Raw genomic sequence first — 25,733 nt, forward strand, 5'->3', positions numbered from 1 at the left:
GAAAGGAGCGGACCAAAGACCCCCCAGTTGAACGCGCAGTCCGGCCCCAAACGGCAGCCGCGCAGCTCAGCGAAACGTGGAAGCAAGCGCGGCCGCCCTCATCGACCAGTCGCCTCACCACGAATACCTGCAGACAGGCAAATTTCCTCAGCCAGGTGCCAGAAGCGTACTGTACCGGCGGCAAAGATTACATCCCTTCAGCGGCCGACAACTGTCGAGTGACGGATGCGCCTCGTATTTCGTATATATTTACGCTGCTGAAAAACGAAGCGGACACCATAGCGAGAATTTACTTTCAAATTCTGGTCGCAAAGTTCTATCGTGAATGAAAATAGGGGATGGGGCATGGAAACGAGTTCGGACACTGGCGACGCCGCCGGTATATCAGCCGCGCCCGTAATAGAAGTAGTGGCTGACATCGCGGCCAGCTTTACATATGCATCCTTCCAAAATGCCATTCCGGTGATCCGGTCCATCTCTCTCAATAACCCAACCCAGCAGGGCTTCGAAAAATGCACTCTCGAGCTGACATCGAACCCCCCTTTTTTGCGCGCCAAAAGCTGGACAATTGATCGGATCGTTGTTGGCGACCGGCTTCCCTTAAGCGATCGAAAGATCGATCTCGACGCCAGCTATCTGGCCGGGCTCAACGAGGCTGAGCGCGGAGAGATAACGTTGCGCCTGACCTCGGGAGGTGCAGTACTGGCCGAGCAGCGCGTTGCGGTGCGCCTGCTTGCCCGCGACGAATGGGGTGGCGTCATCGATATGGCGCAATTGCTGCCTGCGTTCGTCATGCCGAACGACCCGGCGATCGCAGGACTGCTGCGTTCCGCAGCGGAGCGGCTCGCAGCGCATGGTCATGCCTCCAGCCTCGATGGCTATCAAAGCGGGAATCCGCAACGCGCATTCATGCTGGCGGCCGCAATTTATTCGGCCGTTGCCGGTCTATCTCTGCATTATGCTGAGCCACCTGCCAGTTTCGAAAGCCGAGGCCAAAAAATCCGACGTCCCTCGACAATTGTTGCGGAGAGGCTGGCTACCTGTCTCGATGCCAGTCTGTTGTTCGCCTCCGCCTTGGAGGCGACGGGGCTGCACCCAGTCGTGCTTATGTTCCAGGGCCATGCTGCTGTCGGCGTCTGGATGACGCAAAAGACGCTCGCCAACGCCATCGAAGCCGATGCCATGGAGATCCGCAAGGCGCTGGCATCGCGCGAACTGATCATATTCGAGACGACCGGCGTAACGCATCGGCCGGCGATGACGCTGGAGGCTGCGCAACGGGCAATCGAGCAGCGGCTCGATGAAACGCAGGTAGGCACCTTTGTCGCCGCTATCGATATCCGCCGCTCGCGCAGCGGCGGCATTACGCCGCTTGCCTCGCACGAACCGATGCGTCGCAGCGTGGATGCAGAGGTGGCAACCGAAATCGCGTTGCCGTTGCCAGCCGCACCGGCCGTGGTAGCCCTGCCGGTCGAGATCGTCGAGGTAAAGCCGACGACAGCGGCCGGACGGATCGACCGCTGGCAGAAAAAACTTCTTGATTTGACACTGCGGAATCGCCTGCTCAATTTTCCGGACTCCAAGAAGACAATTCCGTTTCTTTGTACTGACGTCGGCTACCTCGAGGACCGCCTGATGGCGGGCGCTTCGATCCGGCTGATTTCGCTGCCCGAACAGAATCCACTGGGCGAGCGGGATGCTGCCCTCTATCGCGAGGTGCACGGACGTGACCTGCAGCGCGGTTTCGCAGCAGAAGCGCTCCTGCGCGACGAGCTCCCGTCGACGCTCGATGGGCGCCAATTGGAATCCCGGCTGATTGATCTTTACCGGCAAGTGCGCAACGACTTTGCCGAGGGCGGCGCAAATACGCTTTTCCTGGCGGTCGGCTTCCTGCGCTGGAAGAAGAAGCCGGAGGACGAGCGCAGCTATCGCGCACCATTGCTGCTCGTACCGGTCAAAATCGAGCGCCGCAGTGCGACATCGCGTTTTACCTTGCGCTTCCATGAAGATGAACCGCGATTCAACGCAACCTTGTTGCAGTTTCTTGAACGCGACTTCGAGCTCAAACTGCCACAGTTTTCCGCTGAGCTGCCCGAGGACGAAAGCGGCGTTGATGTGCCGCGGCTGCTCGGTCTTATGCGCCAGGCAGTGCGCGATGTCCCCGGCATGGAGGTGGTGGACGAGACGGCGCTCTCAACCTTCTCTTTCGCCAAGTTTCTCATGTGGAAGGATCTAGTCGAGCGTACCGATGCGCTGCGCGAAAACCGTGTCGTGCGCCATCTGATCGACACGCCGGAGATAGCGTTCGAGGGCAATGGCGCATCATTCCGAGACGAACGTGACCTTGATCACCACTATGCTCCGTCGGATATCGTTTCGCTGTTGCCGGCCGACTCTTCACAGACCGCCGCAAGCCTTGCCGCCGCCGAAGGTCGCGACTTTGTCATCATCGGCCCTCCCGGCACTGGCAAGAGCCAAACCATTGCCAACATGGTTGCCAACTGTCTTTCAGTCGGCAAAACCGTGCTGTTTGTCGCCGAAAAGACGGCAGCACTCGATGTCGTCTATCGTCGCCTTCGCGAACATGGCCTGGGCGCGCACTGTCTCGAACTCCATTCCAGCAAGGCGGACCGGCGCAACTTTCTCAACCAGCTCAGGAACAGCTGGGAAAGCAGCATACGCGTGGACGGAGCCGAATGGATCGCGGTCAACGAGCGGCTTCGCGTCCGCCGCGACGAACTCAACGCCTATGTCGAAGCGCTGCATCGGCGCCATGTCAATGGTCTGACGTCTTATCTGGCGCTCGGCATTGCGCTCAAGAATAAGCGGCACCATGCTCCGAAATTGTCCTGGCCATCGCGCGATTCCCATGACGAGGCAAACCGGCTAGCCCTGGAGCATATTGCCGCCGAAACAGGTCTCGCATTTCAGTCGGTGGAGATGCGACCGATCTTGCGTCTCATAGATGTCACCGAGTGGACGTCGGGCTGGCAGGACAATTTGCTCGAAGCGGCAAAGGCGCTCAGAAGTGCGTCCGAGGTTCTAGCCACCGCACTGGACGCCTTCCTGGCGAGCATAGGCCTGCGCGCCAAAGGCGATGCGCCAAAAGCCGAGCTCGAAGCGCTGCGAAAACTGGCAGGGGTGCTCCAGGATAGTGCGGGTTATGACCTCAGCATCGCCTTTGATCGAGATTTCGCCCAGTTGCGGGAAGCCGTGGCGGCTCTCAATGACGCAATCGGGAGCTACCGCACGTCTCATTCAGGCCTGTCAGCACACTATGACCAGGAAGCTGTTGCGCGCATACCGGTAGACGACATCGAGCAGCAATGGCAACGAGCCGTCGCTGCGTTCTGGCCGAACAGTCAGTTGGGCAAACGCAAAGTCCAAAAGCTGCTTCAGTTCTACGTCACAGAAGGCATGGCCGATCCTCAGCAGGACTTGCCGCTGTTGCGCGTGATGCAGGACCGCCGCGCCGCTGTCGAAGCCAATATCCTGTCCGGCAAACCGATCGGATTTGTTGGACTTGATACCGACACCCACCGTATCGGCCAGATACTCTCGATGGCCGAAAGGCTTCGACAGACGCTACGGCTGCCCGGCCTTGGCACTGAGGATCTGAGGGCACTTCTACAAGCAACCGCACCGAGCCTGCGAAGCGGTGCAGCAGATAGTACGATGAGGCAAGGGGCAGCCCGCTTCCTTGCGGCCACTGCGGCATTCGAGGCTGCAAAGGCCCAGTTTGCAATCCACGCTGGAAACGCGCCGCCGTGGGCAGGACATGACAACCCGCTGACCGAATTGATGAGCACGATGGGAGACTTGCTCGATGCCCGACATCTCTTGCGAGACTGGACGTCGTGGTGCGGCATTCGTCGCAGGGCCGTGAGCCAGAATCTGGGAGCGCTGGTCGACGATATAGAGGTGGGTCTGGTGCAGCCAAGCGAGGCTCAATCCGCGTTCCGGCTAGCCTATGTGCGCTGGTGGCTGCCGGCCACGCTCGATGCCGATCCGGTGCTGCGGAATTTCCGGCGCTTCCAACACGAGCATGCCATCGAAGATTTCCGGGAAATCGACGATCTTGTCCGCGCTCAAGCAAGCCTTCGCGTCATCAGTGCCATCGCTCATAGTTTGCCGGCTGTGCAAAGCGTCCCTCGCAATTCCGAGTTGGGCCTGTTGCGTCATCAGATGGAATTGCAGCGGCCCAGCCGGTCAATCCGCGAGATGATTGGCGCGATGCCGACGAGCTTTGCCAAGCTCGCGCCCTGCATGCTGATGTCGCCTCTTTCAATCGCGCAATACCTACCTCCTGACCAAGCGCTGTTCGACGTTGTGATTTTCGACGAAGCTTCGCAGATCACCACCTGGGACGCGGTCGGTGCCATCGCGCGAGCCCGTCAGACCATTATCGTAGGCGATCCCAAGCAGTTGCCGCCCACCAATTTCTTTGGCCGCAACGTGGAGGACGAGGAAGTCGTCGAGCACGAAAAGGACCTGGAAAGCATTCTCGACGAAGCCAAGGCGGCCGGCATCCCGGTGCGTGACCTGCGCTGGCATTATCGCAGCCGCAATGAGTCGCTGATCGCCTTTTCCAACCATCACTACTATCAGAATCGGCTCATCACCTTCCCGTCCCCAACGGTGGAAGATCGGGCAGTGCAGCTGCGAAAAGTCAGCAACGGCATCTACGATCGTGGAAAAAGTCGTACCAACCGCATTGAAGCCCAAGCGGTCACCGATGAGGCGGTCAGCAGGATGCGGCGTTGGCTGACCCTTCCAGAAAAGGACCGACCCACGCTCGGAGTCATCACCTTCAACGCGCAACAGCAGTCGCTCATCCTCGACTTTTTCGACAAGGCGCGACAGACGGAGCCGGAGCTTGAATGGTTCTTTGCCGACGAGCGTATTGAACCCGCCATCGTCAAGAATTTGGAAAATGTCCAGGGCGACGAGCGTGACATAATCCTGTTTTCGATCACCTTTTCGCAAGATAATGCCGGCAAGCGCAGCATGGATTTCGGCGCGCTGAATCGGGACGGCGGCGAACGCCGGCTGAATGTCGCGGTGACGCGTGCGCGGCAGGAACTGATCGTATTTTCAGGTTTTACCACCGACCAGATCGACCCCAACCGAACCAAGGCGATCGGCGTACAGCATCTTAAAGCCTTCCTCGATTTTGCCGAACGCGGTGCTGTGGCATTGCCGGCGCAGGAACGCGGATCGGTCGGAGCCCTGGAATCCCCTTTCGAGGAGGCCGTAGCCGCCGAGCTTGAGAAGCGCGGATGGACCATCGTTCCTCAAGTCGGCATTTCTGGCTTTCGAGTGGATCTAGGAATCCGGCATCCCGACCTCGCCGGCGCCTATCTGGCTGGGGTCGAATGCGACGGCGCGACCTATCACAGTTCTGCCACGGCGCGAGATCGAGACAAGGTCCGCGAGCAGGTCCTGCGAGGCCTCGGGTGGAACATTGTCCGGGTATGGTCAACCGATTGGTGGTTTGATCTCGAAGTTTGCACCGAGAGGCTTCATGCCAGCCTGGCCGCGCTGCTCGAGAAAAGCCGTTGCAAACAGGCTGGACAACAGGAAAGTGAAGCCGCGATCCATTGGGACATGGGACATAAGGTCGACCCCATGGACCCATTGCCAGCCGAAGACCTAGCATCGGCCGGAGAACCGGAACATCCGTCGATAAAATCAGAGCCAGAACTTGTCGCCGCTCCCGTCGAGTCGGTAGAGCACCCATCGGCATCTGCAGCAATTTTGCCTGCTGCCGCTCATTCGGCGCATGATTCCGTACCGACGGGCGGCCGTTATCGCCTGACTGATCTAACCGGATTTTCCACCAGCCCGGATCAGTTTTACGACTTCGCCTACCGAGGCACTTTGCGGACCATGGTCGACGCGGTGATCGAACAGGAAGGGCCTCTGCGAGAAGACGTCCTTGCGCAGCGCATCGCACGGGCGCATGGCTGGCTCAGAACGGGCAACAAGATTCGGGAGCGGATCGACCTGCATCTACGCGAGTTCGATAGAACTGAAGAATCCAGCGGCAGCTTCCTGTGGAAGAGAGGGACGGTAGTCGACCTGCTTGACTATCGCATGCCGTTCGATGCCGATGCCCGCCGGTCCATTGCCGACATTCCAATCGCCGAGCTGGCCGCTGTCGTCGTTGCGGACAAAGACATTCTGGAACAGTCCGACCCCGCTCTCGACCTTGCACGTCTGCTCGGCGTCGAGCGACTTGCGGCGATATCACGCTCCCGGCTGGATGAAGCCATCGATCGCGCCCGGCGCAACCTGGCATCGGCATAGTCTCGGAGACTCCATGTTTCGATTCATCCACAGCTCCGATCTTCATATCGGCAAGCGGTTCGGCAACATGCCAGAGGATCTACGCGGGCGGCTCCGTGAAGCGCGCCATGGCGCGATCAGCCGCCTGGCAGAGCAGGCACGCATCCATGGTGCATCCACGATACTTCTGGCCGGCGATACGTTCGATACCGAAACGCCCACTCCAGCGATGTTGCGGCAGGCCATGGCCGAGATGAGCCAGAGCGCGCCCCTGCGCTGGATATTGCTGCCCGGCAACCATGATTCCCTGTTGGCTGATCAATTGTGGAGTGCAACGGGCAGCGTTGTGCCGGATAATGTCCTGCTGGCGATCCGGCCCGAAGTCTCGACCATTGCCGCAGGCGTGGCGCTACTGCCTGCCCCGTGTACGACCCGCCGGCCCGGTCGCGACCTTACCGAGTGGATGGACAGCGCCGTGACGCCGCAAAGCGCCATCCGGCTTGGCCTTGCTCATGGCGCCATTCAGACCTTTTCCGAGGATTCCGCAGCGTCCGACATCATTGCGCCAGATCGCGCGGCCAAGGCCGGTCTCGATTACCTGGCGCTGGGCGACTGGCACGGCCCCGTCGTCATCAATGAGCGCAGCCGCTATAGCGGTGCGCCAGAACCTGACCGTTTCAAACATGACACACCCGGGCAAGCCCTTGTCGTTTCCATTGCCGGGCCCGGCGCCATGCCGGAGATCGCGGCCGTCGAGACGGCCAGCTTTTCCTGGAAAACCGCTCCTCTGCATCTGCTGTCTGGTGACGACAGCGCGGCGGCATTTGAAACGTTGCTTCCACCGGCACATCTGCGGCGTCAGACTTTGGTGCGAATTGCCGCGTCTGGCCGGGTGCGGTTAAGTGGGCGAACCGTCCTTCAAGCGGCGATCGCGGCAGCCGCGCCCGATTTCGCCTATCTGGAGCTGGACGGGGACGGGCTCGCGACCGACTGCGAAAGTGGCGATTTGGATCGGATCGATCGCTCTGGTGCCCTTCGCGAGGCAGCGCAGGCACTGTTGGATGAAAGCAGCGACGAAACCCGGTCGGCTGTCGAACGCGACATATCGCGAGAAGCACTGGTTCGGCTGTTCAGCTATTGCGAGGCGATGGGATCATGAAACTTACGGCCCTTCGGCTCCACAACGTCAAACGGTTCGCCGGGCAAGGCGTCGCCATCGAAAACATCGGCGACGGCGTCAACGTCCTTTGCGCGGTCAATGAGTTCGGCAAATCAACCTTCTTCGAAGCGCTGCACGCACTCTTTTTCCAGCCTCATACGGGCACACCCGAAGGCGTGCGACTGTTGCGGCCTTATAGTGGGGGCAATCCGGTGGTGGAGGCCGACATCACCACTTCAGAAGGACGCTATCGGCTTGCCAAACAGTTTTATGGCGGCAAGCTGGCCAGCGTTATTGACCTCGACGGCGGGCGACTGTTGGCTCAAGCCGATGAGGCCGAAGCCTTTATCGGCAAACTAATCCATGGCGGAAGCGCAGGACCGGCAGGATTGCTCTGGGTTCGCCAAGGGGTCACCGGCATCGAAAGGCGCAGCAAGAACGAGGAGGACGGCGAAAAACGCGTGCGCGAAAGCCTATTGTCCTCGGTTCAGGGGGAAGTTGAAGCCCTGACCGGCGGGCGGCGCATGGCCGAAATCACCGCGGCGTGCGAAGAAGAACTCTATAGCCTGGTCACATCAACGCTGCGTCCCAAGAGTGGTGGTCTCTATGCGGCAGCGCTGGATGAGCGTGATAAGCTGCTCAAAGACGAGCAGCGTCTCAGCGCCGAAGTCACCGGTCTGCGCGATGCGCTCGACAAGCGGCGCATGGCGTTAGCGCGTCTGTCTGAGCTTGAAAACCCCGAAGAAGGCGCCACCCGGCGGGAAGCCATCTCGGCCGCGGAAGCCGCAGTCGAGGCCGCCAAATCGCACAGCGAAGCCTTGAAAGCAGCCGAGGCGGAAGCTGCCCTGGCTGCAATTCACCACGACGCGGCGCAGCAGGCCCTCGATAGTTTTCGGGCCGCGCTCAAACGAGCCGCGGATTTGCACCAGCAGTCGACTATTGCGCAGCTTCGCCGCAGTGAGGTTCTCGATCGTCGCGCTTCAGCCATCGCCGAAAACGAACAGGCGATGGCCGAGGTTCAAGCAGCCGAACAGCAAGAGCGCGAAGCTCGCGAATTGCTCGCGCGGCTGGATGCGACACTTTTGGCGCGTGACGCTGTCGAACAACTGGCGGGCTTGGACAACCGGTTGAAACAAGCCGAAGTCGCCAGAACCCAGATCGAAGATGGAGAGGCAGCACTGGCGATGTTGGCGGTGCCGGAACAGGCTGTCGAGCAGCTGCAAGCGCTCGAAATCGAGATCGCCGGCCTTCGTGCAGCTCACCTGGCAACCCTGCCGACGCTATGCATGGAATACCGGGACGGCGCCGCCGATTTGGTGACGATCGATGCCAGACCCTTGCCCCATGCAGAAGACCAAAGCTTTGCTGGCACCGTGCGCCTGGATATTGCCGGCATCGGAGCCTTGACCCTCCGATCGAATCGGCCGCAGCTGGCCGAGCGGACCATCGAAGACGTCGAAGCGAAGCACCGCAGCCTGCTTGCGTCCCTCGGTGTCGACTGCCTCAGGACGGCACGCCAGCGCCTGGTGGAAGCGCGCGACAAGGCTGCCGAACTGGGCTTGGCGTGTCAGCGGCTTGCCGATCTGGCGCCCAAGGGGATACAGCAATTGCACGAGGAGCTTGCTCGTCTGAGTGCCCTCGGGGGCGTGGACCTCGAACTCAATGTCGATCCGGAACAGATCCGGCAACATCATGCCGCAGCCGAACTGCGTGTGGCGACAACACGTAACAGCGTGCGCGAGGCCTTGCCTTTGCGCAGCCATGCCGACGAGGCTGTCATGGCCGCGGAGACTGCTTACGTGACCATCCAGGCGGAACTGACCAGCCTCGAGGTTATGTTGGGACCCGATGCAGCGTGCGAGGAAAAGGAGCGCTTGCTGCTCACCGAGGCCACAGCACGACAAAAGCTGCACGAAGCGGCCGGGATGCGCGCTGCTCCCCTGCGCGATGGCGCTCACGATCTCACCAGCGCCGAAGCCGTTCTACGCCGCGCCCGTTCGGTTCAGGATGCCGCCACACAGGAAGCAAGTCAGTTGCGTGTAACCCTGGCCGATCTCAATGGCCATATTCGCACTCGGTCCGACGACGCGGTGGAAGAAGCTTTGCGCGAGGCCACAGAAAAATTGGAAGTCGCTGGAGAGCGAGCGAGACGCTTCGAATTCGAAAAAGCCGTCCTCGACCGGCTGCGCACGACGCTGGTCGCTGCGCGCTCGACAGCACGCGATCTTTATCTGAAGCCGGTCATGTCCGAGCTGCGACCGCTGCTTGGATTGTTATTCGATGACATCTCCATAGTGTTCGACGAGAACACACTGTTGCCGCAGACCGTCCGCCGCAATGGTCAGGACGAGGATGTCGAGAGGCTGAGTGGCGGCATGCGAGAGCAGCTTTCGGTTCTGACCCGGCTGGCCTTCGCCCGTCTGCTCGCCGGCGACGGGCGACCCACACCGGTCATCCTAGATGACGCGTTGGTCTATTCAGATGACGATCGCATTGAGCGCATGTTCGATGCTTTGCATCGTCAATCACGCGATCAACAGATTCTCGTTTTCTCCTGCCGCCAACGCGCGTTCGCAAAACTCGGCGGAAACATTTTGCAGATGAGCGACTGGCAACCGAGTCGGTCATAAGCGGAGACGGGAGCCTCCGTCCGAAATTTGTATATGTGTTTCGGACACACTGCTTGTAGATCGTCCGAAAAACCTCTACAATTTTCGGACATGAGCAGCGACTCACCCGATCTGAAGACAGCCATGCTTGACCGCATCCGTGCCGACGCGCCGCGCAAGGTGTGGACGCCGAGTGATTTCGTGGATCTCGCATCGCGGGACGCCGTCGATAAGGCGTTGCAGCGGTTGACGAAGGCGCAAACCCTCAGGCGAATCGATCGAGGGCTCTACGATCAGCCTGGCTTCAACAAGCTCACCCAAAAAACCAACCCGCCCGATCCGCGCTCGGTCATCGACGCCGTTGGTCGACGCGACCAAACCCGGATGCTTGTCGATGGCATGACCGCAGCAAACGATCTGGGCCTGACCGACGCGGTCCCCGCAAAAATCGTGGTGCACACAGACGCCCGCCGTCGTGCGATCAAGCTCGGTAACGTCACGATCACCTTCCGTCCGACCGCGGCCAGCAAGCTGTTCTGGGCCGGGCGACCGGCGATGCGCGTCGTCCAGGCGCTTCACTGGCTCCGCGATCTCCTGGTCCGTGAAGGAGAGAGTGATCACGTCAAGCGCAAGCTCGCCAAACTCTTCGAGGATCCCGTTGCGGGCCCGCCGCTGAAAGCTGACATCACTGCGGGTATGACGGCGCTGCCAACCTGGATGTGGGTGTTTCTCAAGCCGCTTGTCGAAAACGACGCTGGCGTTGGTCGTTGGCATGTCGGTGATGATGATCATGCTGGTGCCGATGCTGATCATGATCGTCAGCGACAACAAACGAGGGACGGCGACGACGATCACGCAGCCATCGGCCGACGGAAGCTGAAACCGCACTCTGCCGACAAGACACGAACCGCCAAGCGCGGCGCAACCCGGACCGCGAAGACATGAATGCGGCTTTCGACGAGGTCCTCGCGGCAGGGTCGGACACGATGTTAAGCGCCTTCGATACGACGGCGCTGCGCCTCGGCACGGCATCTCAGAATATCGAAAAGGACTTCTGGGTCTGCTGGACGCTGGATGCGTTGTTCAATGGACTGAAAGAGGGAGGACCCCGTCTCCTTTTCAAGGGCGGAACCTCCTTGTCCAAAGGCTTCGGTCTGATCAACCGCTTCTCAGAGGATATCGACGTCACGGTGTTTCGGGATGACATTGGCGAACCGGCGACCATTGAGGAGCTTGACGCTCTGAGCGGCAAGAAACGCAAGGCGCGCCTCGATGCGATCAAGGACGCCTGCCAAGCCCACATCAACGGCCCGCTGCGCGATGAGTTGACTGCGATCCTGCAAGAAAGGCTCAAGGCTGCCGGCCTCGATACCGGGGCGGGACGGGTGGACGCCGACGATGCCGATCCCGATGGGCAGACGCTGCTGATCTGGTATCCAGCGGCGACGCCGCGATCGGATTATGTGCGAGCGGCGATCAAGATCGAGTCTGGCGCGAAATCCGCGCTCGACCCCAATAGCGAAGTGCCGATCAAACCCTATGTCGATGATGATCTGCCGGCGCTCGACCTGACCGTGCCGGCCGTGCGAACGGTCGACCCTGAACGCACCTTCTGGGATAAGATCGTCATCCTCCATGGGCTGCGACGCTGGTTCGACAAGCGCGGAGAGCTGCGTGGGGGCGGCCAGCGCGTGTCTCGACACTACTATGATCTGCACCAACTCGACGCGACGCCGGTGGGCGACGCCGCCATCGCTAATAGCGCGCTCGGCGCGGACTGCGTCGCGCATGCCCGGATGTTCTTCAATCGACCGGACTTCGATCTCGCGAGCGCCGTGCCTGGCTCGTTCGCGCTTGCACCGCATGACGCCATGATCGAACAGTTGCGCGTCGATTACAGAGCCATGAAGGGTATGATCTTCGGCGATCCTCCCGAGTTCGAGGCGGTGCTCGACAGCATCCGCTCGCTCGAGACGCGTCTGAACGAGAGGGGCGATATGGAAAGCGAGGCGTCGGGATGAACCAACTGGAGGGAGCTGCCGATGCAGGGCAAGAGGCAGACGCTCAGCGCATGCGCCAAGCGGTAGTAACACCGCTGCGCAAGCGACGCCTCAGCGGCGAACTCTACAAGCGCGACCAGAGGGTAGAAGCGCTTATCGCCGAACTGGCGGCCCTGTCGCGTGACGAGTTGATCGCCAGGGCTGCAACCAGGAACCGCTCCGATCCAGCCTACATCCCCAGCGAGTGTCTCGTCTATTTCATCCGCGCGAGCCGTCGCGACAACAACGAGATGTGGTTTGAGCGCCTCTATCGGATCTTGATTGAACGGGTAATGCGTAGTTTGTCCAGGGCGGAAAGCCCTGATGGCAAGACGGAATCGTTGACGCGCGGGGTCGTGCGCGACAAGGTGTTGGGCCGGTTCGTCGAGCTGCTGTCGGCGGATCGCGCCGCCTATGTCGACAAGATCGACTACTTCGAGGTGCGTTTCGACGGCGCGCTGGCCAGCCTGCGGCGCGATGCTCAGGAGCAGGCCTGGCGCAACGAGAACCGTTCCCGACCGCTCGAGTATGACGAGGAAACCGGTGAGTTGTCACCGGAAGTCGAGGCGGCTGCCGGGGCTCACGACCCGTTTGCCTTGTCAGATTTAGACGATCCGGCTTACCGGTTACGCCTGGATGCGGCGATTGCGGCTCTACCGATAGAACAAAGCAGGATCATTCACATGCTGAGACAGGGCTTCCCTATCGACTCAAAGGAGCCGGACGTCATGACCATCGCCCAGGCCCTAGGCCGCTCCGAAAAGACCGTCCGAACCTATCGCGATAAAGCCTTCGCCGCCCTGCGAGCTGCCATGGCCGATGGAGAAGACCGGTGAGCCCGGCAGGAGAACGTCCAACCCGCGAGTCTGTGCTTGACGCGTTCGCGGTCGAGAGCGAGCCTGGCCGGTCAACCTTGGAGCGCTATTTGCGGCTTTATCCGGAATATGCCCGAGAGCTCGTCGATCTGTCGCGCGAGCTTAGCCGCGACGTCTACGACGATGACGCGCCGCTGGCCGCTGCCGATCAGGCCCTCCTCGACGCTGCCTGGTCGCAACACGCCGCGGCCATGCCGGCGCCGATGACCGACCCCTTCGTGGCGCTGACGGTCGCCGATTGGCGTGCCGTCGCCCAGCGTCTTGACGTGCCCCGGCAGGTCGTGACCGCGCTGCGCGAGCGACGGATCTCCCTCATCAGTATCCCGCGACGGTTTCTCGGGATGTTGGCCGAGGCGGTGAGCAGTTCGGTCACACAGTTGGAATTGTCCTGGGGCCCCGCGCAGCTGGCCGCCGGGCGCAGCTACAAGGCCGACGGCAAGCCCGCGATCGGCGGGCAGGTCACTTTCGAGCAGGTGCTGATCGACGCAGGCGTCCCGGCAGAGAAGCGCACCCGGTTGTTGGCAGAGGCGGATTGAAATGGACAGCGTGGAGCTCGCCAGGCAAGTCGCCGCCGAGCTTCATGCTCGCCTGGTTGCTTCCGGCGCCGATCGCTGGTCGCCCTATGACTTTGCTGTCGCCGAGGCCAGGCGACGGGGGATTGATGTCGAACCGACGGCCGCTGGGGCAGCCGTCCTCAATGGCGGCCGTGCGACCTTCGTCACCGACGACGACCTGATCCTTCACGAGAATGTCGGCTCGCGGTTCGAGCAAGCCTTCCTGGTCGCCCACGAGATTGGTCATGCCGAACTCGGCGACGATCCTGAGGGCGAGCCAGTACCGGCGATTGATCCCAGCCGCGCCGCAGAGCCGTCGCCGGTTGGAATGGATCGGGTTGTCGACTATGGCCGCAGGCAACGCCGTGAGGTCCAGATGGACCTGTTTGCACGCGAGCTGCTGCTACCGCGCCCGCTCGTCCGCACACTTCATATTGACGAAGGGCTCTCCGCGTCCGCCATTGCCGCGAAGCTCGGCGCGCCATTCGAGATGATCGCGCAACAGCTATTCGATGCCTTGCTGCTGCCGCCAGTGCCACCTGTGACGGCGGCGACGCATATCGAGCGGCCGCTGAATTCGCTGCAAGCCTCGGCGGCGGCTCATCGCGGCGAGGCGTATCTGCTTGAAGCGGGTCCTGGCACTGGCAAGACGCAGACGTTGATCGCTCGCGTCGAAGGCCTTCTGGAGGAGGGTGTCGATCCGCGGCGCCTCTTGCTTCTGACCTTCTCCAACAAGGCGGCGGGAGAGATGGCGGAGCGGATCGCCCGCAAGCGACCCGAGGCTGCCGCCGCGATGTGGATCGGCACGTTCCACGCATTCGGTCTCGATATCATCCGTCGTTTCCATGCAGAACTCGGCCTGCCGAAAGATCCGCGGATGATGGATCGGACCGAGGCGGCCGAGCTCCTCGAGGAGGAGTTCCCGCGCCTGAGGCTTACTCATTACCGCAATCTCTACGATCCGACCCAGATCATCGCCGACATGTTGGCCGCCGTTTCCCGGGCAAAAGACGAGGTGGTCGACGCCGAAGCCTACGCCGCACTCGCCGGCGCAATGCTTGCGAAAGCCGGGGACACGCGCGACGTCGCTGAACGCGCCGGCGAGGTAGCCCGCGTCTACGCCGCCTATGAACAGCTCAAGCGCAACGCACACTGCATCGACTTCGGCGACCTTGTCGCATTGCCGGTGCAACTGCTCGAGAAGGACGTCGCCATCTGTGCAACGCTACAAGCGCAATATGACCATGTCCTGGTGGATGAGTATCAGGACGTGAACCGCAGCAGCGTGCGGTTGCTGCATGCGTTGCGCCCAGATGGCCGCAACCTCTGGATGGTCGGTGACGCCAAGCAGTCGATCTACCGGTTTCGCGGCGCCTCTTCCTTCAACATGGCACGGTTCGGCAAAGAGGACTTCGCTAACGGCAAGCGCGGCCGATTGAAGCGCAACTATCGTTCGGTGCCAGAAATTGTCGAAAGCTTCTCCAGCTTCGCTACCACCATGTGCGCCGGAGATGCGGACAGCGGCCTTGAAGCGCATCGCGACGGTAAAGGTCAAAAGCCCGAACTGCGGACTGTGCAGCGGGCCGATCAGCAGCAAGTTGCTCTTGCAGACGCGATCGAGCAGCTTCGCGGTGAGGGCTTTGCCTACCGTGACCAGGCGGTCCTATGCACCGGCAATGAGAAGCTGTCGACGATCGGGCAGGATCTCGAACGGCTTGGTGTTCCCGTCTTGTTTCTGGGCAGCCTGTTCGAGCGGGCCGAGGTCAAGGATCTCCTGGCCTTGCTGTCCATTCTCGTCGATCGGCGCGCCATGGGCTTGCTGCGTATCGCGTGCTGGCCCGACTTCACAACTTCCTTCTCTGACGTGGCGGCGATCTTTGAGCACCTGCGGGCAGCCGACCACGCGCCGGGCGCCTGGCTCCAGCAGGTGGATGCGATCCCCGGCGTAAGCGACGCCGGCCGTCAGGCACTCTCCAGGCTTGCGATTGCGCTCGACGGCTTCGACCAGACAGCCTCGCCCTGGACCGTGCTCGCGACGCTGTTGCTTGATCGTACCCGCATGGTCGCGCACCTTGGCGCATCCGCAGAGCTCGCCGACCGTACGCGCGGCATCGCGATCTGGCAGTTCCTCAACTTCATGCGCGTCCAGCCTGCCGGCCGCGGCCTGCCGATCACGCGTGTGCTCGACCGGGTGCGCAGGCTTGTCCGTCTCGGCGACGATCGCGACCTGCGTCAGCTTCCGGCAGCCGCCCAGCATCTCGACGCCGTGCGGCTCATGACCATCCACGGTGCCAAGGGCCTGGAGTTCGGCGGTGTCCATATTCCGGGGCTCAACAGCGACACCATCCCGCGCACACCGCCGGCGCCGCCCTGTCCGGCGCCCGACGGCATGATCGCGGGGGCCGCAGGCAGCGCGCTGGAGGCGTTCCGCGCGGGCCAGACCGAGGAGCAGGAGTGCCTGTTCTATGTGGCGCAATCGCGCGCCCGCGATCGCCTGATCCTTTATGCACCGACCGAGAAGAGCAACGGCTACAATCGTGCGCTGTCGCCCTTCCTCGACCGTCTCGGAGCCACCCTGACGCGCGGCTCGGTCGTGCCGGCGCGACCGCTTCCTATGGCGGCGGAAGCGCAGGGCATCGATTTGATCGTCGAGGGACGGCTGCAGTTCGGAGCTCCGCAAATCGCTTTGTATGAATCCTGCCCGCGCCGCTTTTTCTACACCCATGTCCTGCACGTCGGTGGGCGCCGAACCACTACGGCCTTTATGCACTTGCACGAGGCGGTTCGCTTGGTAGTCAAGGCGGTTATCGCGTCGGACCTGCCTATGACCGAGCAGGAACTCACTGATCGAACCGATGCAGCGCTTGCCGGTGAGGGACTGGGGGAGCATGGCTACCGCGCTGAATTCCGCGATCTCGCATTGGCGATGCTGCGTTTCTTTCTGTCGGGCCGCGTAGGAGCGATCGCTGAGGCGCCTGTGGCGGTCAGTATCAACCTCGGCGGCGAAGAGATCCTCGTCGAGCCGGACGAGGTGCTGATGCGGCCTGACGGTATCCGCGCCGTGCGCCGCGTCCGCACGGGTCACATGCGATCGGCGGAGAGCAAGGATGTCGGCGCCGCGGCGCTGATCCTAGCGGTCAATCAGGCCTATCCCGGCGCTGTTGCCGAGCTCGTCCATCTCTCCGACGGCGAGGCATCCGAGCTTTCCCTTTCAGACCGCGAGTTGAAGGGACGCACGGACAAGCTTTCAAAGTTTCTTGGCGACATCCGCGCTGGACGGTTCCCGGCCGAAATCTCATCGCGCACCTGTCCGAACTGCCCGGCTTTCTTCATCTGCGGACCGACACCCGACGGACCCTTGCAAAAAAAGTTCGCCTGACCTTACCGGTCGGCGAAACTCAATCCGATTGGTCGCTTAGAGCCGTGGCCCCGCCCCGGCCCCAACCTAAGGACCAATCGCAATGAACACTGAAGAACTTCTTGACTATGACGACGTCGGTGACGCCCTGCGCGAAGGGCGGTCTCTGCGTCCGGCGCGGGGATATCGCTTCCTCCTCGCCCAGGGCGATCTCAACTTCCTGTCCCGTCAGGTGAGCGATCCCGTGCCGCTTGGCCGTCAGCTGCTCGAGGCCGGCGCCCTGGACCCGCAGGACGGCTACAGCCTCTTCGCTATCCTGCCCTCGGGCGACTTCGAGGATGTGCGGCTGAACGAACCCTTCGATCTGCGCGAGCACGGCGCCGAGCGGTTCGTCGCCTTCCTGACGGATCGCGACTTCAAGCTGACCTTGAACGACGACGAGCTGCGCTGGGGCAAGCCCGTTGTCAGCGGCGCGGTGCTCTATAGCCTGGCCAAACCTGGCGAGGGCGAAGGCGTTTTCCTCGAAGTTCCCGGCGGTGAAGATCGCCAGATCGAACATGGGGAGCTGATCGATCTGGCCGAACCCGGCATCGAGCGCTTCATCACCGCGCCGAAGCGGCCGCCAACGTTCGAGATCGTCGTCAATTCGCGGCCGCGCACGGTGAACGACGACACGGTCACGTTCGAGCAGATCGTCCATCTCGCCTTTCCGGGCCAGCACGAGCCCAACGTCGTGTTCTCGATGACCTACCGCCACGCGGCATCAACGCCGCACGCCGGTGAGCTCGGGGCTGGCGGCTCTGTCGATGTCAAGAAAAAGGGGACCGTGTTTAATGTCACACGCACTGTTCAGTCTTAACCCAGACCTCAAGCGGCTGAGGGACGAAGGCTACTTCGTCCAGCAGCGCGGTGGATATCTCGTCATGCGCGAGGTGCCCTATGTCGATGCACAGCGGCAGCTGCGCATTGGCACCCTGATCTCCAGCCTCACACTGGCCGGGGACCGGACGCGCAAGCCCGACACCCATGTTGCCCACTGGGATGGCGACTTCCCGTGTCACGCCGACAGGTCGCCCATCCAGGGCATCGCGCACCAGACCGGCGCCTTCGATCTCGGCCATGGCCTGAAGGCGACGCATGCCTTCTCAAGCAAACCGGCCGAGGGCTACGTGGACTATCACCACAAGATGACCAGCTACGCTAACATCATCGCCGGTCCGGCCGCGGTGCTGAACCCCGGCATGACGGCTCGCGCCATCCGTGAGCCTGAAGCAGAGGAAGACAGCGTCTTCAACTATGTCGAGACCGCCTCCGACCGTGTCGGGATCGGCGCCTTGGCCGAGCGGCTGGCCAGCGACCGGGTTGCCATCATTGGCGTCGGCGGCACTGGCGGCTACATCCTGGATTTCGTCGCCAAGACGCCGGTTCGCGAGATCCGCCTCTTCGACAGCGACGAGTTCTTGACCCACAACGCGTTTAGGGCACCGGGCGCTCCGAGCCTGGAGGAACTGCGACAAGCGCCAAAGAAAGTCGAATATCTGAAGGATATCTATAGCCGGATGCATCGCAATATCGTGGCGCATGACGTGGCGCTCGGGCCGGATAACCTGCACCTTCTCGACGGCGTTACCTTCGCGTTCCTGTCGCTCGATGCTAGCGATGCGAAGCGGCTGATCGTCGAGAAGCTCGAGGCGACCGGCGCTGCGTTCATCGATGTCGGCATGGGCCTTGAGCTCGACGAAGGATCACTGGGCGGCATCCTGCGGGTGACCGCCGGCACGCCTCAGAAGCGGGATCATGTGCCTCAGCGCATTTCATTCGCCGGTGGGGGCGAGGAAGACATCTATGCGTCCAACATTCAGGTTGCGGATCTCAATGCCCTCAATGCTGTCCTTGCCGTGGTGAAGTGGAAGAAAATCCGCAGCTTCTACCGAGACCTCGAGCGCGAACATCACTGCACTTACACCACCGACGGCAACATGCTGATCAATGGGGACCTCACGTGATACGCCACAAGCGACTCGAGCATCGTTTCGTCGACCACATTCCCGAGCGTCTTGGGACAGGCGTGCTGTACGTGTCGATGGAATATGCGACGTCGGCCCACAGCTGCTGCTGCGGTTGCGGCGAGGAAGTTGTCACGCCGTTCACCCCCACGGACTGGAAGATGACGTTCGACGGTGAGACCATTTCGCTTTATCCGTCGATCGGCAACTGGACGTTGCCTTGCCGGTCGCACTATGTGATCGACCGCGGCAAGGTGGTCGAAGCCGGCCCCTGGAGCGACGAGCAGGTGGACGCCGAGCGTCGGCGTGATCGCGCCGCCAAAGCTCGTTTCTACGGGCAGCCGCCCATGGCCGAACCTCCCGCTCAACCCCTTCCGCCCAAGGTGGCACCAGGCTTCTGGCAGCGCCTTTGGAACCGGATATCCAGTCGATTCTAACGATAAACTTGTGGATTACATTCCATCAGAGCATCTCACCCGGAATTCTAGTGTTTGCCTGCTATAGATAGCTTTCATGAACGGGTTTGACAGACTTCTCACAAAACAGCCCGTCAGAAAATATTGCAACGCAACAGTCACGCGCGCGGCGGCGCCGGCCCTGGGCCGACGCCCGAATGAGAACTGACCTCGAAAGGAGGCGACCCCCAATGGCCATCTCGGGCCGATCCACCCTCGTCGTTCACGGCCGCCTCGCCATGCGGGAAGGCCGCCTGGCGGCGGCGCGCGACCGCCGACATGGCCTGCAGGTCATGTCGTTCGAGCAGGCGGCGGTGCGGCTCGCCGGAGGTTTCGTCCGGCCGATTGATGATGAAAGCCTGAGCGCCGCGATCCAGGCCGTCTTGCCGGCAACGCCAATGGGCGAACTGGAGAGCATCAAATCGCTGCCCGGCATGATCGACGCAGCTGCGGGCACCCTGCACAAGGCGTGGCGCGCGGGCATGGACCTAGCTGCGCGAGCGGTCGATCATCCGCGCCTGGAGGCCATCGCACGCCTGGAAGCTGCGGTCCTCGACCAGCTTCCCGCCGGCATGATGCGCCCTGTCGACATCGTCGCCGCGGCGACCGGCCGTGTCAGCCATGCGCCGGCTATCATCGGTCCGATGGAAATCATCGGCCTGACCGAACTCTCGCCCTGCTGGAGGCCGTTGCTCCGAGCCCTTACCGCGCAGATCCCGGTGCAGTGGACGGCCGGCCCCAGGAGCGTTCCCGCGTGGCTGGAAGGCACCGGCGTTGCCGTTTCACGCGCGCCGGCGCAAACGCCGGAGATCAGTGCTGTGAGCGCGGCGACGGCTTATCACGAGGCCATCGAAGCGATGCGCTGGGCGCGGCGCCTGCTCGCCTCTGGCGTGTCGCCATCCGAGATCGCCATCGCGACCACGTCTCCCGCCGAGTATGACGATCATTTCCTGGCCCTACGCGCCGACGCCAATATCGACCTGCATTTCGTCCACGGCGTCCGAACCGTGACCACCCGCGACGGGCAGGCGGCTGCGGCGCTGGCCGACATCGTCGTTCGCGGATTGTCGCAGTCGCGCCTACGGCGCCTCGCGGCACTGTGCCGGGACACGGGCCCTTTCGAGGTGCTGCCCGAAGGCTGGCTGCGCGTCCTGCCGGCAGATGCCCCGCTCTCGACGACCGGCGCCTGGAACCGCTTGCTGGCCCGGCTGACGCCGGAAGACTGGCCCGGCGGCACGGACCATGCCGCGGCGCTGCGCACAGCGGTCGAGACGTTGGCAAAAGGACCGGACGCCGCCAGCGAGATCGGTGACGTCTTCCTCAAGGGCCGCGCGCTTGCAATATGGCGCAAGGCGTTGCTCGCCGGCGCCGCCGCCTCGATCGACGCGACACTGCAGACATTGAAACTGGACGACGGACTGGAAGCGTGCGTTTCTGTCGCCTGGATGCCGGCCAGTGCGCTCGCGGCGTCGCCCCGCCGCTTCATTCGGCTCCTCGGGCTCAATTCCTCGCGCTGGCCGCGAGGGCTTGCCGAGGACCGGCTGATCCCGGACCACATCATCCCGACCTCCGTGCTCGATCCGCTTCCGGTGAATCTCGCCGACCGCCGCGACTTCGAGACGATCCTCGCAACGACGGCTGCTGAAGTCGTCCTCTCTCGTGCCCGGCGCGACAGTGACGGGCGCCTCCTGGGACGCAGCCCGCTGCTCGCTGGACATGGCGATGAAACCTACCTTCGCCGCAACGCGACGCCGGTTCATGCATTCAGTGAGACCGACCGCCTCATGGCCCGGCCTCAGGAGTTCGCCGCCGATCCGCAGTCTATCGGCGCACAAGGCTGCTGGCGCGACTGGCGGCAGTCGCAGATCACCCCCCATGACGGGCTCGTGCGCGCGGACCATCCGCTGGTGCTCGCCATCCTTGGTCGCACCCAGTCGGCCAGCTCGCTTCGCCGCCTGCTGCGCAATCCTCTCAGCTTCGTGTGGGTCTATGCGTTCGGATGGCGCGAACCGCACAGCACCGCCGAACCGCTCGTGCTCGACGCGCTCGGGACCGGTGATCTTGTCCACATGGTTCTCGACCGTGCGCTGAGGGACCTCGAAGCCGGAGACGGACTCGCATCCGCCGGCGCGGAGACCGTCGAAGCGGCGGTGGCCCGTGCTGCGCAAGCGGTCGCCATCGATTGGGAAAGCGAGCGTCCGCTTCCTCCCGCCGTCATCTGGGGCCGCAGCCTCGAGGACGCCCGCGTGATGGCTGGCCGCGCCCTGTCCTATGGCGACGATGTCTTGCCCGGCGCGCGCGCTTATGGCGAAGTCCCCTTCGGCGGCTCGGCACCAAAATCCGATGCAAAGACGCCGTGGGATACGTGCACACCCGTCACGATCCCCGACACCGGCTTCAACATCGCCGGCTATATCGACCGGCTCGACATCTCGGGCGACGGTAAGCGCGCGCTTGTCCGCGATTACAAGACCGGCCGCCCACCGCGGGGTGACATCCGGCTCAACGGCGGACGCGAGCTTCAGCGCTGCCTCTACGCGTTCGCCGTAAAGGCGCTCCTCGGCGACGACGTCGCCATCAGCGCCTCGCTGCTCTACCCGCGCGAGCCCATCGATCTGCAGCTCGACGATCCCGAGGCGGTGCTCGCGGAGATTACGGGCTATCTCAGCGCGGCAAGGACCAGTCTTGCTGGAGGTGCGGCCCTGCAAGGCCCCGACACCGGGGGCGATTATGACGACCTCGCCTTCGCCTTACCGGCCAATGCCAGCGCCACCTATTACAAACGCAAGATGGCCGCCGCGACAGAACGGCTTGGCGAAGTCGCTCAGGTCTGGGAGGTGGAATAATGAGCAAGTTGTCCAAGAAGCTGAAGGATGACGGCGCGCGCCGCGATGCGATCAGCCTTCATGATCATTCGGTCCTGGTCGAGGCCGGCGCGGGTTCGGGCAAGACAGCCGTCATGGCCGGCCGCATCGCCGCCATGCTCGCAGAGGGCGTCTCGCCGCGTTCCATCGCCGCCGTCACCTTCACCGAACTCGCCGCGAGTGAGCTGCTGTCGCGTGTCCGTGAGTTCGTCGCCGACCTCTCGGCTGGCAAGATCGCGACAGAACTGCGCGTGGCGCTGCCCGATGGGCTGACCCAGGCCCATCGCGACAATCTCGCTGCAGCCAGCGCCGCGATCGACGAAATCACCTGTTCCACCATCCACGGCTTCTGCCAGCGCCTGATCAAGCCCTATCCGGCGGAGGCCGACATCGATCCAGGCGCCAGCGTCATGGATCGCAATCAGGCTGATCTCACCTTCCTCGAAATTGTCGACGGTTGGCTGCGCGAGAGCCTGTCCGGCAGCCTGTCCGGCAGCCAGGGCGGCGTTCTCGCTGAGATGGTGTTGCACAGCCCCGGTGAAACCGTGGCCCTCCTCCACAAGATTGCCGAGAATCTGCGCCGCCGCCCCACGCTCATGGCTCCGCCGGTCTCGCCGCTTGACGACCATCTGCAGGCGTTCCGGCGGGCCGCGGCCGATTTCGCGGGTTTCATGGGCGCCACGGCGGCGGCCGAGCCGGAAACTGTGATGATCGTCGAGCGACTGACCGAGATGGCGACCGCCTTGGCGAGCGGTCCCGACCCCGCAACGCCCACGGGCCTCGTCCGGCTCCTGACCTCGCGTCCACACCCGGACCTTTTCACCAAGGCTGGTGCCTTCGCATCCTACCGCAAGAAGGGTAAATGGCTCGCCGCGGCAAAGCAGGCCGGTCTCTCCAAGGCCGACGGCGACCGGCTGAACGACGCCGCCGACGCTCATTACACCGCCTGCTGCGGCGCCTGGGTTTCGCTTCTCCAGGCTGCGGCAGGTCAGGCTCTGAAGGCGCTGATCGAAGAAGCGCGTCCGGTCCTGCAGCGCTATCGCGACCACAAGCGTGCAAGCGCCCAACTCGACTTTGACGATCTGATTTTCGCCGCGCGCGATTTGCTGCGCGATCATGACGTCGTCCGCGGCGCACTGGGCCAGCGTTTCGCCCATGTGCTCGTCGATGAGTTCCAGGACACCGATCCACTGCAAACAGAGATCTTCTGGCGGCTGTGCGGCGAGCCGGCCGATCGCGATGACGACTGGACGCGGTTCCGAATCCGGCCGGGAGCGCTCTTCCTGGTCGGGGACCCCAAACAGGCGATCTATCGCTTCCGGGGCGCCGATGTTGGCGCTTATGTGCAGGCACGCAACGCCTTCCGCACCCAGGACCCCGACAGCCTCCTGTCGATCTCCACCAATTTCCGCTCCTGCGCCTCCATCCTGACCTTCGTCAACGAGCGCTTCGAGGCCGTGCTCTCGGCTGACGGGCAGCCAGGCTTCTCCGCCCTAGACCCGTTCCACGACGATCGCGACGGCCTGTGCGTGGCGGCCCTCGACATCGCGGTCGCAGACGAAAACGGCAAGGCCAGCGCCGAGCAGCAGCGTGACGCGGAGGCCGACGCCATCGCCGATCTGTGCGCCCGGCTGATCGACAGCTACGCCATCATTGACAGGCGCAGCGGAGCGGAGCGCCCTTGCCAGCCGGGCGACATCGCCTTGCTGGCGCCGACCGGCGCGGAGCTGTGGCGCTATGAGGAAGCCTTGGAACGCCGCGGCATTCCGGTGGCGACCCAGGCCGGCAAGGGACTGTTTCGCCGCCAGGAAATTCAGGACCTGATCGCACTGACGCGCGTCCTCGCCGATCGTCGCGACACACTCGCGCTCGGCGCCCTGCTGCGCGGGCCCTTGGTCGGCCTCACGGAAGAAGAGCTGCTGGATGTCGTCTGGAGACTGCCGCGCTCCGAGGAAGAACCGGCTCGGATTCCGCGCCTCGACCTTGGCGTCGACCCTGCTGCCATCGCGCACCCGCTCGCACGCGAGATCATCGAGAGACTGCAATCGCTCTACCGGCGCGGCAACAGCACGACCCCGCACGAGCTGCTCTCTCAGGCCGTGGATATGATGCGCGTGCGCCCTCTCCTCCTTGAGCGCCATCGTGGTCAGGCCGAACGCGCGCTTGCCAATGTCGATCTCTATCTCAGCCTGTCGACCGGCTACGCTGTGCGCGGCCTCCGCGCCTTTGCCGAGGCGATGACGGCAGCTTGGGCCGACGAGGCGCGGGCCGTCGAGGGCCGGCCCGATGCACAGGAAGAAGCCGTCGCGCTCTTCACCATGCACGCGGCCAAGGGGCTCGAATGGCCGATCGTCATTCCTGTCAACACCATGACGGGGGTCATGGCGCCTGACAGCGCGATCATCGAGCGCCAGACAGACACCTTCTATTGCCCTGTCCTGGGCGTGGCGCCGGACGGTTACGAAGCCGCGCGTCAGACTGAGAAAGACGAGCTGGATCGGGAGCGCATACGGCTCTGGTATGTGGCCGCCACGCGCGCGCGCGAACTTCTCATCCTGCCCCGGCTCGACACAACTCCGTCGAAGTCCGCTTGGATCGGTCTGGTCGATCTGTCACTGGCCGAACTCCCCGGCCTGGACCTCTCGCATTTGCCCGCTGAGTTCGCGCCGGCTGGCACTGGAGCGGCCAATACCCAGACTCGCCCGATCTTCGCCACGGAAGCCGAAGCCATTGCCGCGCGGCAGGCGCGACTGATCTGGCTTGCGCCCAGCCGCGATGAGACCGCCGCCGGAGCCGTGCTGCAGGAAGACGAGCCCAGGATCTGGACCGGATCGGCTGATGGCCAGCCACCCGAACTGGAAGCCGTTGTTCTGGTTCAGGGAGGCCGCGAACGCGGACTGATCCTACACAAGCTCATGGAAGAGGTGCTAACCGGCGAAACCCATGAGGCCGAGGCCGCCCTTGCCGAACGGGCCGCCGAACTCATCCGTGCCCTCGGCCGAACTTCGGTCGCCAATCCGGTTACGGGACTATCGGCCGAAGAGCTAGCGGGCTGTGTTGTCCGGACCCTGGCACTACCCGCCATCGTGGTCTTAAGACCGGATCTTTTCGCCGAATTTCCCGTCTATGCCGCGTATGCGGCCGAGGGGGTGGAAACGGTAACGGCCGGGATCGCAGACGCCCTAACTCTCACGTCTGAAGGCCGTCCCGCCGTCGTCGTGGATTGGAAGAGCGATGTGGCGCCCGATCCTCAGACACTGGACCAGTACCGCGCGCAGGTTCGGGCCTATCTCGATATGACCGGAGCCGAGCGCGGTCTGATCGTGCTAATGACCACAGGCGCGGTGATCGGTGTCGGGCCGACCGCCCAGCCGATGGCGGCCTGATCGGAGGGACTGTGCATGCCATCAACGTCTAGCGACGCTCGACGCATTGAGGGCTTGCCGCCGCTATCGACGATCTGCCGGCCTCCTCTCGGTTTTTTTGGCGAATGCGAAGGCTCATTACCGGCTGCCGTGATCTCACT

13 protein-coding genes are annotated in these 25,733 nt (G+C 63.0%); all 13 read left to right on the forward strand.

The annotated features are described in order from the left end of the window. The first annotated feature begins 345 nt into the window (after positions 1-345). The 13 genes from LB555_RS00605 (at position 346) to LB555_RS00665 (ending at position 25,593) form a co-directional block, all read left to right on the forward strand. Complete coding sequence (locus LB555_RS00605; RefSeq protein WP_224682097.1) at positions 346-6,309, forward strand: DUF3320 domain-containing protein; 5,964 nt, start codon at positions 346-348, stop codon at positions 6,307-6,309. A 13-nt stretch (positions 6,310-6,322) separates the two neighbouring features. Next, positions 6,323-7,447 (forward strand): exonuclease SbcCD subunit D, encoded by a 1,125-nt coding sequence (locus tag LB555_RS00610; protein ID WP_224682098.1) that lies wholly within the window; start codon positions 6,323-6,325, stop codon positions 7,445-7,447. Then, positions 7,444-10,077 carry an AAA family ATPase gene (locus LB555_RS00615; RefSeq protein WP_224682099.1) on the forward strand — a complete coding sequence of 878 codons (2,634 nt, stop codon included), beginning with the start codon at positions 7,444-7,446 and terminating at the stop codon, positions 10,075-10,077. Before LB555_RS00610 ends, LB555_RS00615 begins: the two co-directional genes overlap by 4 nt. 123 nt (positions 10,078-10,200) lie before the next feature. After that, positions 10,201-11,001 (forward strand): DUF6088 family protein, encoded by an 801-nt coding sequence (locus LB555_RS00620; RefSeq protein ID WP_224682100.1) that lies wholly within the window; start codon positions 10,201-10,203, stop codon positions 10,999-11,001. Further along, complete coding sequence (locus tag LB555_RS00625; protein WP_224682101.1) at positions 10,998-12,077, forward strand: nucleotidyl transferase AbiEii/AbiGii toxin family protein; 1,080 nt, start codon at positions 10,998-11,000, stop codon at positions 12,075-12,077. The genes LB555_RS00620 and LB555_RS00625 overlap by 4 nt, the downstream gene beginning before the upstream one ends. Next, positions 12,074-12,931, forward strand: a complete 858-nt coding sequence (locus tag LB555_RS00630; protein ID WP_224559252.1) for a DNA-binding response regulator — start codon at positions 12,074-12,076, stop codon at positions 12,929-12,931. The genes LB555_RS00625 and LB555_RS00630 overlap by 4 nt, the downstream gene beginning before the upstream one ends. After that, a complete protein-coding gene (locus LB555_RS00635) occupies positions 12,928-13,506 on the forward strand; it encodes a hypothetical protein (RefSeq protein ID WP_318012967.1) in 579 nt (192 codons plus the stop codon). Before LB555_RS00630 ends, LB555_RS00635 begins: the two co-directional genes overlap by 4 nt. Position 13,507: 1 nt before the next feature. Further along, positions 13,508-16,903 carry a UvrD-helicase domain-containing protein gene (locus LB555_RS00640; RefSeq protein ID WP_224682103.1) on the forward strand — a complete coding sequence of 1,132 codons (3,396 nt, stop codon included), beginning with the start codon at positions 13,508-13,510 and terminating at the stop codon, positions 16,901-16,903. Between the two features lie 82 nt (positions 16,904-16,985). After that, positions 16,986-17,741 carry a multiubiquitin domain-containing protein gene (locus tag LB555_RS00645; RefSeq protein WP_224559255.1) on the forward strand — a complete coding sequence of 252 codons (756 nt, stop codon included), beginning with the start codon at positions 16,986-16,988 and terminating at the stop codon, positions 17,739-17,741. Then, complete coding sequence (locus tag LB555_RS00650; protein ID WP_224682104.1) at positions 17,716-18,888, forward strand: ThiF family adenylyltransferase; 1,173 nt, start codon at positions 17,716-17,718, stop codon at positions 18,886-18,888. Before LB555_RS00645 ends, LB555_RS00650 begins: the two co-directional genes overlap by 26 nt. Then, on the forward strand, positions 18,885-19,325 hold the full coding sequence (locus LB555_RS00655) for a DUF6527 family protein (protein WP_224559257.1): 441 nt from the start codon (positions 18,885-18,887) through the stop codon (positions 19,323-19,325). The genes LB555_RS00650 and LB555_RS00655 overlap by 4 nt, the downstream gene beginning before the upstream one ends. Before the next feature lie 209 nt (positions 19,326-19,534). Further along, a complete protein-coding gene (locus LB555_RS00660; RefSeq protein WP_224682105.1) occupies positions 19,535-22,189 on the forward strand; it encodes a PD-(D/E)XK nuclease family protein in 2,655 nt (884 codons plus the stop codon). Then, positions 22,189-25,593: a UvrD-helicase domain-containing protein gene (locus tag LB555_RS00665; RefSeq protein WP_224682106.1), complete on the forward strand. Its 3,405-nt coding sequence runs from the start codon at positions 22,189-22,191 to the stop codon at positions 25,591-25,593. Before LB555_RS00660 ends, LB555_RS00665 begins: the two co-directional genes overlap by 1 nt. The last annotated feature ends 140 nt before the right edge of the window (positions 25,594-25,733 follow it).

This window comes from Mesorhizobium sp. BR-1-1-10, assembly GCF_020165595.1.
GTDB classification, from domain to species: Bacteria; Pseudomonadota; Alphaproteobacteria; order Rhizobiales; family Rhizobiaceae; genus Mesorhizobium; species Mesorhizobium australicum.